We start from the raw sequence: 12,065 nt of genomic DNA, 5'->3' as shown, positions 1-12,065 counted from the left end.
TCTAGCCGAGCACCTGCTCGGCTTCGGTGACCGCGCAGAGCACATGGTAGAACGACGACGCCGGGATCGTGGCGACCAGCGAATTGCCGTCACGGTCGAACTGGTCGTACCAGCCGCCGGCCACCGGATGGCTGAGATAATGCCGCTCCAGCAGCACCAGCGCCGCGCGCGCCTCGTCCGCGGCGCCGGCTTCGCCCGACTCCGCCTGCGCCGTCCAGGCTTTCGCCAGCTCGCTCTGCGGCCACAGCCGCCTGGTGTGGCGGCGAATGTTGCCCTCGGCATCGCCCTCGTCGACAAGGCAGCCGGTGGCGGCGTCGCGATAGCGCAACGCCGAGGCCAGCAGTTCGCCGCGCGGGCGCCCGGTGGGGCAGCCGGTGATGCGCTCAAATCCCTTCAGCAGCCAGATCCACTCCGCGAGGTGCCCCGGCTCGACGCTGACCGGCGGGATCTTCGACCAGTCCTCCTCGAAATATTCGCCGAGGGTGCGCGTCTGCTTGTCGTAGAGATTGGCCAGGAACAGCGCGAAGAAATCGCCGGCGCGGTTCTGGAACGACAGATCGTGGGTCGCGTCGAAGCAGGCGATCATCGCCTCGAACAGATGCATCTGCGGGTTCTGCCGGCGCGGCATCGACGGCGGCAAGCCCTCGTGAAAACCGCCATGGGACGAGCGCAGCTGCGTATCGAGAAACGCCAGCAGCGCATCGATCTCGGCGCGGACCTGCGCGTCCTGCTCGAGGCCATAGACGGTCGCCAGCGCGAGCAGGATGAAGGCATGGCCATAGGTGTCGCGCAGCGGGTCGAGCACGCTGCCTTCCGCGGTCAGGCTGTAGACGAAGCCCGGCCGGCCGTCGGGCGCCTTGGCCTTGGCCAGCAGGTAGTCCAGCCCCTCCAGCGCGATCGCGCGCCCGTCCGGATACCAGCCCAGCTGGGCCGCCTTGGCGTAGCAATAAATCTGGCGCGCCTGCACCATGACCCGGCGCGGCGCCGCGTGATCAGCTGTCCCATCCTGACGCAACCGGTCGACGAAGCCGCCGGCGGTGCCGTCCCAGCCGGTGGTCGACCACAGCGGCAGCGCCTGGTCGATGATGCGGCGCTTCAATCTCGCGACGACATCGGCGGCCCCGTCCGCCGCAACGCTCTCTGCCTCAGCCATCGTGCTTCCTGGAACCGTCCCACTGTCAGCGGTCACCGTCTGATAGCACGGGCGGACCGGCACGCAACCTGCGCACATCCTCTCAAGGACCTGACATGACCGACCATTACGATGCCCTTGAAACGCGCGATCCGGCCGCGCGCGAGGCCGCGCTGTTCGCCCGCCTGCCGGAGGTGCTGGGCAAGGCGATAGCGGCGCCTGCCTACGCCAACCTGCTCAGGGGCATCGACCCTGCCTCCATCACCAGCCGCGAAGCGCTGGCGGGGCTGCCGGTGCTGCGCAAGTCGGAACTGCCGGCCCTGCACAAGGCGGCGCCGCCATTCGGCGGATTCGTGGCCGACAAGCCCGGCTCGTTCGCCCGGCTGTTCACCTCGCCCGGACCGATCTTTGAACCCGAAGGCCGCCAGGCGGACCCCTGGCGCGGCGCGCGGGCGCTGTTTGCGGCCGGCTTTCGCGAGGGAGATGTGGTGCTGAACACCTTCAGCTATCACCTGACCCCCGGCGGCTTCATCTTCGACGTGTCGGCACGGGCACTCGGCTGCGCGGTGATCCCGGCGGGCCCGGGGAATACCGAGCAGCAATTCGAGCTGATCGAGGCCTATCGCCCGATCGGCTATAGCGGCACGCCGGATTTCCTGAAAATCCTGCTCGACGCCGCGGCCAGCGCCGGCCGCGACGTCTCCTCGATCAAGCGCGCTCTGGTCTCGGGCGCCGCATTTCCGAAATCGCTGCAGGAGGAGATGAAGTCGCGCGGCGTCGAGGCCTATCAAGCGTTCGGCACGGCCGACCTCGGCCTGATCGCGTTCGAGACGCCGGCGCGCGAGGGAATGACGGTCAATGAGGATTTGATCCTGGAGATCGTCAAGCCCGGCACCGGCGATCCCGTCGCGTCCGGCGACGTCGGCGAGATCGTGGTGACCTCGCTCGATCCGCACCATCCCTGGATCCGCCTCGCGCTCGGCGATCTGACGGCCGCCCTGCCCGGCGCGAGCCCGTGCGGACGCACCAACATGCGGATCAAGGGCTGGATGGGCCGCGCCGACCAGACCACCAAGGTCAAGGGCATGTTCGTACGACCCGAGCAGATCGCCGAGATCGGCAAGCGCCATCCCGAGCTCGGACGGCTGCGTCTCGTGGTCACGCGCGCCGGCGAGGCTGATGCGATGACGCTGCGGGCCGAATGTGCCTCAGCGCCGGCGGCCCTGTTGAATGAGGTTGCGGCAACACTGCGTGCCGTGACGAAACTCGGCGGGGCTGTCGAGCTGGTCGGTAGCGGCTCGCTGCCGAACGACGGCAAGGTGATCGCAGACGAGCGATAACCGTCGAAATCACCCGAAGCGTGATCGATCCGCATTTGTCGCGCGCGGCATTGTGAACTATTGAGCAGGCTCATGCCGCGTGGAGACGAACGGATCATCAGCTCATGAGCAGCGCTTCAACGAATCAGCCGCGACGACCGGCGGTTTTCTTCGATCGGGACGGCGTCTTGAACAGGGACATCGGCTTCCTGTTCGAGAGTCACAGATTGATCTGGATCGACGGCGCGCGCGAGGCAGTGAAGGCTGTCAACGACCAGGGCTACTATGCATTTGTCGTGACCAATCAGTCCGGCGTTGCACGAGGTCTCTATGAGGAAGCACACGTCCAGCAGCTCCACGACTGGATGGCGGCTGAGCTCGGCAAGATCGGCGCCTATATCGACGCCTTCGAGTACTGCCCGTTCCATCCTGAGGGGACCGTTGAGCAGTATCGGCAGGACAGCCATCGCCGCAAACCCTCGCCGGGCATGATCAATGATCTGCTGGAGCGTTTCCCGGTCGATGTCGGACGCAGCTTCCTGGTCGGCGACCAGCCGAGGGATCTCGAGGCGGCGCGCGCCGCCGGTCTGAAGGGATACCTGTTCGCAGGCCCCAATCTGGAGCTGTTCCTGAAGCCTCTGTTGCAACGCAGCTGAGCGCCGCGCGAGGCGCGAGGCCAGGATCGAGATCAGAACCTTCGGACCAGCTCGATCACCTCGTCCTGCTGCTCGCGCGTGATCTCGGCGAACATCGGCAGCGAGAGAATCCGGCCCTGATCGCGATGCGCGTTCGGGAATTGCTCCGGCCGGTGGTCGAAGCGCGCATAGGCCGGCAGGAACGGCAACGCGGTGGGATAGTTGATCGCGGTCTGCACGCCGTTGGCGTTGAGATGGGCGGCGAGCGCGTCGCGGCGTGGATGTCTGATCGTGTAGAGATGATAGACGTGGCTGCGCCCCGGCGCGACCTCAGGCACCACGACGTCCTCGATCTGGTTGAGGCCGGCATCATAGACTTCGGCGGCGGCCTGCCGGGCTTCGGTCCAGGCGGCGAGATGCGGCAGCTTGGCCGACAAGATCGCGGCCTGCATGCCGTCGAGCCGGCTGTTGACGCCCTCGGTGTTGTGCTGGTGCTTCACCAGCCCGCCATGGCGCGCCAGCATGGCCATCTGCTCGGCCAGCGCCTTGTCATTGGTGACGACCGCGCCGGCGTCGCCCATCGCGCCGAGATTCTTGCCGGGATAGAACGAATAGGTTGCGGCCTCGCCGAACGTGCCGACCATGCGGCCCTTGTAGCGCGCGAGATGGGCCTGGGCGCAATCCTCGATCACCCAGAGCTTGTGCTTCTGCGCGATCGCCATGATCGCGTCCATGTCCGCGGGCTGGCCGTAGAGATGCACCGGGATGATGCCGACCGTGCGCGGCGTGATCGCCGCCTCGATCGCTGCGGGATCGATCGTGAACGTCGCATCATCAGTGTCGCAGAACACGACGGTGGCGCCGGAATGGGTGATCATCGCCGCGGTCGATATCCAGGAATGCGCCGTCGTGATCACCTCGTCGCCCGGCTTCACCTTCAGCGCCCGCATCGCGAGATAGAGCGCGTCGGTGCCGTTGGCGCAGGAGACGCAATGCGCGACCTCCGCGGCCGCGGCGAATTCGCGCTCGAAGGCGTCGACATAGCCGCCGCGGATGAAGGCGTTGTCGCGGATCACGCCGGCGATCGCCGCATCGATCTCGCCCTTGATGGACTGGTACTGCAATTGCAGGTCGGCATACGGCACAGCCATCGATATTCCCCTATTGCCCTATTGGCTCGCCAGCAGCCGGCGCGCCGGATTGCCGGCATATGTGCCCGGCGTCGTGATGTCCTTGGTCACAACCGATCCCGCACCGATGACGACGTCGTCGGCGATCCTGACCGGCATGATCGTGGCGTTGGAGCCGACCGACACGCGGTTGCCGATCACGGTCTCGCGCCACAGCTCCTTGCGTCCGCGCGCCGGGCCGCCCGTGGAGAACGTGTCGTTGACGAACATCACACCGTGGCCAACGAAGCAGTCCTCGCCGATGGTGACCAGTTCGCAGACGAAGGCATGCGACTGCACGCGGGTGCGCGCGCCCACCACCACGCCCTTCTGGATCTCGGTGAACGGCCCGACGAAGCAATCGTCGCCGAGCGTGCAGCCATAGAGATTGCAGGGCTCGACGATCTTGACGCGTTCGCCGAACGCGACGTCACGGACGCTAGCCTGATGCACGTCCGGCCGATTCACGAAACGACACCCAGCCGGCTCAGCCGCGGCGTGAAGCGCAGCGCGACCTCCTCGCCGGTCTCGATCGATTCATAGAGCGCCGAAATCAGCTCCAGGCTCTTGCGGCCCTCGAGCCCGTCGACCAGCGCCGCGCGCTGGTTCTCCAGGCAATCGACCACGTGATGATAGTAGGCCTGATGGCCGAAGCCGTAGACGTTGGGCGGGTTGACCGAGAACTTCTCCACCACGTCCTTGTCCGACGGCAGCTCATTGACGAAGCGCCAGTGCCGGATCTGGTTGACGGCGAAACCGGAAATCTCGACCGTGCCCTTTTCGCCGAGGATCGACAGCGAGCCCTCGAGATCGGTCGGACGCGCCGCGGTGGTCGCCTCGATGATGCCGAGCGCGCCGTTGCGGAACTTGAGCGTCGCGACCGCCGTGTCCTCGGTTTCGATGTGGGCGAGCGCCGTCGCCGCGCGTGCATGCACGCTGACGACGTCGCCGAAGAACCACTCCAGCATGTCGACATGGTGGCTGGCCTGATTGGTCAGCACGCCGCCGTCATAGGCCCAGGTGCCGCGCCAATCGTCCTGGTCGTAATAGGCCTGGTCGCGGCACCAGCGCACCCGCACGGTCCCCAGGATCAGCTTGCCGAAGCGGCCGGCATCGAGCGCCTCGCGCGCCTTGACCACCGGCACGTTGAAGCGGTTCTGCTTGACGATGAACATCTTGACGCCGGCCTCGTCGCAGGCCCGGATCATGTCGTCGGCGTCCTGCAGCCGCAGCGCCATCGGCTTCTCGACCACGACGTGCTTGCCGGCTTTGGCGCAGGCGATCACATGCGCGGGATGCAGCCCGCTCGGCGTCAAGACGGCAACCGCATCGATATCCTTGCGCGCCAGGAACTCGTCCATGTCGCAATGGGCCGGGACGCCGAACTTGCCGGCAACCGCATCGGCGCGCGCGCGAATCGGATCGCAGACCGCGACCAGGCTCGCCCCGGCGATGTGATTGCCACCCAGGAGATCGGAATGACGCTTGGCGATACGCCCGCATCCGAGCAGGCCAAATCTGATCATGCACAGGCCCTGTCTTGTCTCGTGGCCGACCGTTGCGGCCGGCCGAAGAGCCGAGGGAACAAGCGGCCTTGCGGCCACGCGGTAAGGTCCATTACCCGGAAAACTCGGGATTAGGCAAGGCCATGCGCCAAACCCGCCGCTAGGCTGGCGCCATCATCGCGTCCTAGCCTGCGCAACCGATCAGTCTCGAAATTTGCGGCCTCAAACCAGGACATTTGGCTCAGGCGCCCGACTTGTTGCAGCTCCAATAGATGTCGAGTCCGCAGTACCGCGGAATTGGCGAGGCAAGGAGCTGAGGACGCTTCCATCGTGTGAATGGGCGCTCCTGATCGGCGTTCTCGGGAGTGGCCTGAAAATTCGAAAATCCCGCACAGAGCGTCCGCAGAGACCTGGCCGAGATGAACTCGGTCGCCGGCGCGAGCGAACCGTCCTGCGTTTTATCATAGGCGCCCGTTTCGCCGTCGCGGAAGGTCCCCCGATAGCCTCCGAGTTCACGCATCATATAGCGGAGCGCTCGCTTCGGCTCGAGCACGAACTGCCGATAGGAGTAGGCGTAATAAACCATGCCGATGAGGCGTCCGCCCGGCACCAACAGCCGGCGGCAGGCCGCGATCGCGGCAGCAAGGTTGCCAGTATGATGCAGGCAGCCGATCGCGACGACCGCATCAAACGAATTGTCGGGAAGCGAGTTGCTGAGGATGCTGCCTTGAACGGCCCTGCCCTTCAGCCCGCTCTGCGCGATCCGGTGATTGACCATCGTGCACGGATTCGCAGCGATATCGAGGCCGGTGAAGTCCGCGCCGCTCTCCGCGATCTTCTGCGAGACGCTGCCGTAACCAAGCCCGATCTCGAGCACGCGCTTGCCGCGCATCGACTTCCAATCGATGTATTTCTCGAGATACGGATAGAACTGGAAATAATTCTCGTCGTAGCGACGCAGCGACTCCATCGAGGAATCGGTGATCCCCCACGCCCGCGCGGCCGCGGAGCCGCACAATTCGTCCCAGAACGCCGCATTGGCCGCGTCGATCGCCTGTTGAGTTTCAGTCATTGCGGCCCCTACCTGCTTCAGCCAAGGAATGTGTCCCGACGCATCCGACGCCGAATATCCGGTATTGCTCGTTCTGCCAACAACCAAAGCCCCGCGAGCTCCGAAGCGCGTCTGCTATCCCAACCGCTGGGCTTGGTAGCCTCGCCGCAGAATCTCGTCCCACCAAGGCCTATTATTAAGGTACCAATATACCGTCTTCCTGATGCCAGTTTCGAAACTCTCTTGCGGGTTCCAACCGAGGTCCCGCTCGATCTTGGATGGATCGATGGCATAGCGGCGATCATGACCCGGACGGTCCCTGACGAACGAGATCAGGCGCTTGTGCGCGCCCGCCTCGGCTCCCTTGGCCTGATCGAGCAGTGCACAGAGCAGTTCCACGACCTCGAGATTCGTTCGCTCGCTCCTGCCGCCAATATTGTAGGTGTCCCCCACTCTCCCGTGCTGAAGAACGCGGATCAACGCGTCCGCATGATCCTCGACATACAGCCAGTCACGGACGTGCTGACCGTCGCCGTAAACAGGCAGCGCCTCGTCGGCCAATCCCCGGATGATCATGTGAGGGATCAGCTTCTCGGGAAACTGAAAGGGTCCATAGTTGTTGGAGCAATTTGTCACTAGGGTCGGTAGTTCGTAGGTCTCGTGCCACGCACGTACGAGATGATCGGAAGCGGCCTTGCTGGCCGAATAAGGCGAATTCGGCGCGTAGGGGCTCGTCTCCACGAAATGGCCATCGATCCCCAGCGTGCCGAACACCTCGTCCGTCGAGACATGAACGAGCCGGAATGCGTCGCGCTCGGCAGGGTCCGACGCGCGCCAGTAGCGGAGGGACTCCTGCAGCAGCGTGAAGGTACCCACAACATTGGTCTGAATGAAATCGCTGGGAGCGTCGATCGAGCGATCGACATGGCTTTCCGCAGCAAGATGGATGACCGCCTGAGGCCGGTAATGATCGAACAACCTGCGCAAGTCCGGGCCGTTGCAGATATCCGTTTGCGAGATAACGTAGCGTTCGCTGCCGGCTGCCGACGGTACCGAGTGAAGGCTGGACGCGTAGGTCATCTTGTCAACATTGACAATCGAAGCGTCGGTGCAGGCCAGCAAACGGCGTATGACGGCAGAGCCAATGAAGCCGGCTCCCCCGGTGACAAAGATAGTTGCTCTGCTAGGCAGCACTGGCCCCGACCTCAGTTCGACGGCCTGGAATTTGCGAACAGATCATAGATCGACAGAAGATACTCGCCATAGCTGCTCTTCGCATTACGAAGTGCGGCGCTACGAAATGCCTCGAGCGAGATGTAGCCGAGCCTCAGCGCGATCTCTTCCGGACACGCAATCCGCAGGCCCTGGCGCTGCTCGAGAATTTGGACAAAATGACTCGCTTCGACCAGCGAGGCGTGCGTCCCGGTGTCCAGCCACGCGAAGCCGCGTCCCAAAACCTCGACATGCAGATCGCCGCGATTCATGTAGGCGCGATTGACGTCCGTGATTTCCAGTTCGCCTCTGGGCGAGGGCCTGATCGAGGACGCAATCTTCAGCACGTCGTTGTCGTAGAAGTACAGACCCGTCACCGCGAGATTGGATTTTGGCCGCCGCGGCTTCTCCTCGATCGAGATCGCCTTTCCATCCGCGTCGAGCTCGACGACACCGTAGTCCTGAGCGCGCTTGGCGACATAGCCGAAAATCGTGGCCCCCGAGACTCTCGCGGCGGCGCGCGCCAGCATTTCAGGGAGTCCATGACCGAAGAAGAGATTGTCGCCGAGGATCAAGGCGACGTTGTCGTCAGCGACGAAATCGCGCCCGACAATGAAGGCATCGGCAAGCCCGCGCGGATGATCCTGGCTGGCATACTCCAGCTTGAGGCCGAAATCCGAGCCGTCGCCCAACAATCGGCGAAACAATGGCTGATCCTGTGGCGTGGAGATAATCAGAATCTGGCGGATGCCGCTCAGCATCAAGGTCGACAGCGGATAATAGATCATCGGCTTGTCGAATATCGGCAGGAGCTGCTTCGAAACCACGGTCGTCACCGGGTAGAGGCGCGACCCGGTACCACCAGCAAGAATGATGCCCTTCATCCAATCCCGCCTGTGCAATTATCCCAATAGTCTATCAGAGGCCCGCGGTTCGGCAAACGCGCCGCCCGGTAACGGGCGCGTGGTGCCCCCGAAGGAGCAAGACGCATTTGCGCTCTTGGGCAGGAATAATAGAATGAAGCACAAGCATAATTCTTGTCGTCTTCCCTATGTCGTGCCATGTCCTTGACCCAAGAGGGGACATCGGTTGGCGATCGTGTAGGGATGGTCTGCCGATACGAAATCAACAGCGAACCAGTCCAAACGCACAGCCGATACGGCGGTAGATGAGAATGAACGATCGCGCTATTGAGCTGGAGCCTGGTTTCGGTTGGCGCCAGGCGAAACTTGCCCTGCTCGCTTATGCCCACATCGTGGTGTGCTGCATCTCGCTCTACTGCATCACGGTCACCGAATCCTTTCCAGGCATCATCGGCTTCGACAAGTCGCATCTTGCGGCTGCAATCGTGAATGTCCTGGCGTTCAGCCCGGTCGTGATCGTGTTCGCAATCGGTCGCTTCAGCTTCGGATACCTGGTCGGCTTCTACTTCTACGTCATGGTGCTTGGATATCTCTGGCTGATCGAATTTTCACTGCTTGATTACGATCACCGCCTGGCGCTCGTCTCGATCGTGCTGTCGGCATTTGCGTTCCTCGCCCCTGCGCTGCTCATCACCGCGCCCATGCGGCAAGTTGTCGTGATGCCGGAACGCGCCTTTCACATGATGCCGTCCGTTATCTTGCTCGTCTCAGCGGTCATCATCGGCGTCGGTTCTCTGTACAATCTCAAGCTTGTCGACCTCTCGGAGATGTACAAATACCGCGCGGAGGTGGCGCTACCGGGCGCCTTGCGATACGCGACCTGGATCGCCTCAAATGCGCTGCTGCCGCTCGCCTTTGCCTGCTTCGTTACCAGCAAGCGGTTCTGGCAGGCCGGCATCGCGCTGCTTCTGATGCTTCTGTTCTACCCGATCATGCTGACCAAGATGGCGCTGTTCGCGCCGGTCTGGCTGCTGTTTCTCGCGCTCATCTGCAAGCTGGCCGAGGCCAGGGTCGCTACGATCCTTTCGTTCTTCGTGCCCGTCCTGATTGGCGCGATCCTGTTCGGCCTGGTCAAGATTGGCCTGGTTCCTTTCAAGCCCGGGATGGTCTATTTCGGTACCGTCAACAACAGGATGATCGCCATCCCCTCGCTCGCCCTCGAGGTTTACAACAACTACTTCTCCGCGCACCCGCTGACCCATTTCTGCCAGATCAACGTGGTGAAGCTCGTGGTCCCGTGCGCCTACGACGAGCCGATATGGGCTGTGATGGCCAAAGCCTACGATCTCGGGGCCTTCAATGCTTCGCTGTTCGCCACCGAAGGAATCGCTTCGGTCGGCCTTGTGCTTGCCCCGCTGTCCGCGCTGGGCTGCGGCCTGATCATCGCACTCGGAAATCGCCTGTCGTCCGGCTTGCCGTCGCAATTCGTACTGCTATCCGCCGGGCTCCTGCCTCAAGTTCTCCTCAACGTACCGCTCTCGACAGCACTGCTGACCAACGGCACCGTGCTGCTCTTCCTGCTCTGGTACGTTACACCGCGGTCGGCCTTCGATCGGAAGACCGCATCGACCGCCACGCTAACCGAACATCTGCAAGAGGCGCACGCCGGCTAGCGCTCCGAACGCAGCGGCCACCGCTCTTCAACAGACCGCACCGGCTGCGAGGGCAGCCGGTACGCCTACGCGCGAATGATGTTGTCTGCCGGCTGCGGGAACTTGCCACGGCAGTCGACCAGCAGCGGAGCATGCGCGCCGAGCAGTTGATAGTCGAACTTGTCGTGATCGGTCGCGAGCAGGACACAGTCGAAGCGCCGCAGATTATCCTCGGTGAGCGCGACACTCGACAGGTCGAACGAATGCGCTCGCATTTTCGGGAAGGCGGGGACGTGCGGATCGCTGTAGGCGATCTTGGCGCCGAGATCGCGAAGCCTTTCCATCAGGAGGACCGAAGGCGATTCGCGAACGTCATCGACGTTCTTCTTGTAGGCGATCCCGAGAACCAGGATCGAGCTGCCGCTGATCGACTTGTGTCGCTGATTGAGGGCCAGCGAGATCTTCGACACCACGTAGTCCGGCATCGAGGAATTGATCTCACCGGCGAGCTCGATGAAACGCGTGTGCATCCCATATTCCCGCGCCTTCCAGGTCAGGTAGAACGGGTCGATCGGAATGCAGTGGCCGCCGATGCCGGGACCGGGATAGTACGGAACGAACCCGAACGGCTTGGTCGCCGCGGCGCGGATCACCTCGTGAATATCGATCCCCATCTTGTCGGCGACCATCTTCATTTCGTTGACGAGGCCGATGTTCACCGAACGATGGATGTTCTCCAGCAGCTTGGTCAACTCGGCGGCCTGCGTCGAGCTGACGGGAACGACCTTGTCGATCACCTGGCGATAGAGGGCGATACCGGCCTCGAGACAGGCGGGGGTGCAACCGCCGCAAACCTTCGGGATCGACCGGGTCGAAAAATTCTGGTTGCCGGGGTCTTCGCGTTCCGGCGAGAAGACGAGAAAGATGTCGCGGCCGACGGTGAAGCCGCACTTCTCGATACGCGGCTTCAGCTCCTCCTCGGTCGTGCCCGGATAGGTCGTGCTTTCGAGCGACAGCACCATCCCCCGGTGGAGATATGGCAGCAGCGACTCCGTCGTATTCAGCACGAAGCTGAGATCCGGCTCGCGATATTTGTTGAGCGGGGTCGGGACGCAGAGGATCAACGCGTCGACCTCTTTCGCACGCGAGAAATCCGTGGTCGGCTCGAAGCCGAGCTCGGTTGCTCCCTTGATGCTGTCGCTCGAAATATGTTCGATGTAGGAACGCCCGGCCCGAAGTGCATCGACCTTGGCCTGGTCGATATCAAAGCCAACAACCTTGTAACCGACCTCGCTGTAGCGAAGCATGAGCGGCAGGCCGACATAGCCCAAGCCCACGATGCCAATCTTGGCGGTCTTGCGGTCCAGCCTATCGATGAGTTCGGTATTCATGTCTAACGCTCATAGGTGTGTTGTGTGTTCAAATCAGCGTGCCGAAAAATCCGCAAGGTCGAGCGCCTTTGGCGACGGTTGCATAGACGCCCCGCCCCCCTCCGACAAGCCCCAAAAGCAGGGCCAGTCGTGGCCC

At 63.1% G+C, this 12,065-nt stretch carries 11 protein-coding genes; 3 read left to right on the top strand and 8 right to left on the bottom strand.

Annotation, left to right across the window (positions count from 1 at the left end):
- Position 1 precedes the first annotated feature (1 nt).
- On the bottom strand, positions 2 to 1,153 hold the full coding sequence (locus ACVINW_RS24710) for an AGE family epimerase/isomerase (RefSeq protein WP_456753711.1): 1,152 nt from the start codon (positions 1,151 to 1,153) through the stop codon (positions 2 to 4).
- Positions 1,154 to 1,248: 95 nt separating this feature from the next.
- Between ACVINW_RS24710 and ACVINW_RS24705 the strand changes: the two genes are divergently transcribed.
- Both ACVINW_RS24705 and ACVINW_RS24700 read left to right on the top strand, forming a co-directional pair.
- Positions 1,249 to 2,472: a phenylacetate--CoA ligase family protein gene (locus ACVINW_RS24705; RefSeq protein WP_456753710.1), complete on the top strand. Its 1,224-nt coding sequence runs from the start codon at positions 1,249 to 1,251 to the stop codon at positions 2,470 to 2,472.
- A gap of 104 nt (positions 2,473 to 2,576) precedes the next feature.
- Positions 2,577 to 3,107 carry an HAD-IIIA family hydrolase gene (locus ACVINW_RS24700; protein WP_456753709.1) on the top strand — a complete coding sequence of 177 codons (531 nt, stop codon included), beginning with the start codon at positions 2,577 to 2,579 and terminating at the stop codon, positions 3,105 to 3,107.
- A gap of 32 nt (positions 3,108 to 3,139) precedes the next feature.
- Here the strand turns inward: ACVINW_RS24700 and ACVINW_RS24695 are convergent, their stop codons facing one another.
- The 6 genes from ACVINW_RS24695 to rfbA form a co-directional block, all read right to left on the bottom strand.
- Complete coding sequence (locus ACVINW_RS24695; protein ID WP_456753708.1) at positions 3,140 to 4,237, bottom strand: DegT/DnrJ/EryC1/StrS family aminotransferase; 1,098 nt, start codon at positions 4,235 to 4,237, stop codon at positions 3,140 to 3,142.
- Positions 4,238 to 4,255: 18 nt separating this feature from the next.
- Complete coding sequence (locus ACVINW_RS24690; RefSeq protein WP_456753707.1) at positions 4,256 to 4,723, bottom strand: acyltransferase; 468 nt, start codon at positions 4,721 to 4,723, stop codon at positions 4,256 to 4,258.
- Complete coding sequence (locus ACVINW_RS24685) at positions 4,720 to 5,781, bottom strand: Gfo/Idh/MocA family protein (RefSeq protein WP_456753706.1); 1,062 nt, start codon at positions 5,779 to 5,781, stop codon at positions 4,720 to 4,722. The genes ACVINW_RS24690 and ACVINW_RS24685 overlap by 4 nt, the downstream gene beginning before the upstream one ends.
- Before the next feature lie 220 nt (positions 5,782 to 6,001).
- Positions 6,002 to 6,832, bottom strand: a complete 831-nt coding sequence (locus ACVINW_RS24680) for a methyltransferase domain-containing protein (protein WP_456753705.1) — start codon at positions 6,830 to 6,832, stop codon at positions 6,002 to 6,004.
- 114 nt (positions 6,833 to 6,946) lie between these two features.
- Entirely contained in the window at positions 6,947 to 8,005 is a 1,059-nt protein-coding gene (gene rfbB / locus ACVINW_RS24675; protein ID WP_456753704.1) for a dTDP-glucose 4,6-dehydratase, read from the bottom strand.
- A gap of 11 nt (positions 8,006 to 8,016) precedes the next feature.
- Positions 8,017 to 8,907, bottom strand: a complete 891-nt coding sequence (gene rfbA, locus ACVINW_RS24670; protein ID WP_456753703.1) for a glucose-1-phosphate thymidylyltransferase RfbA — start codon at positions 8,905 to 8,907, stop codon at positions 8,017 to 8,019.
- Between the two features lie 464 nt (positions 8,908 to 9,371).
- On the opposite strand from rfbA, the gene ACVINW_RS24665 reads away from it, so the two are divergent.
- Positions 9,372 to 10,559, top strand: coding sequence for a hypothetical protein (locus ACVINW_RS24665; RefSeq protein WP_456753702.1), 1,188 nt, complete (start codon positions 9,372 to 9,374; stop codon positions 10,557 to 10,559).
- Between the two features lie 65 nt (positions 10,560 to 10,624).
- On the opposite strand, the gene ACVINW_RS24660 is transcribed toward ACVINW_RS24665, so the two are convergent.
- Positions 10,625 to 11,929 (bottom strand): nucleotide sugar dehydrogenase, encoded by a 1,305-nt coding sequence (locus ACVINW_RS24660; RefSeq protein WP_456753701.1) that lies wholly within the window; start codon positions 11,927 to 11,929, stop codon positions 10,625 to 10,627.
- Between the last annotated feature and the right edge of the window lie 136 nt (positions 11,930 to 12,065).

It is taken from the genome of Bradyrhizobium sp. USDA 4461, from assembly GCF_054055655.1.
The sequence above is the reverse complement of the archived record's forward strand: the minus strand, read 5'-3'. Positions and strand labels throughout refer to the sequence as shown.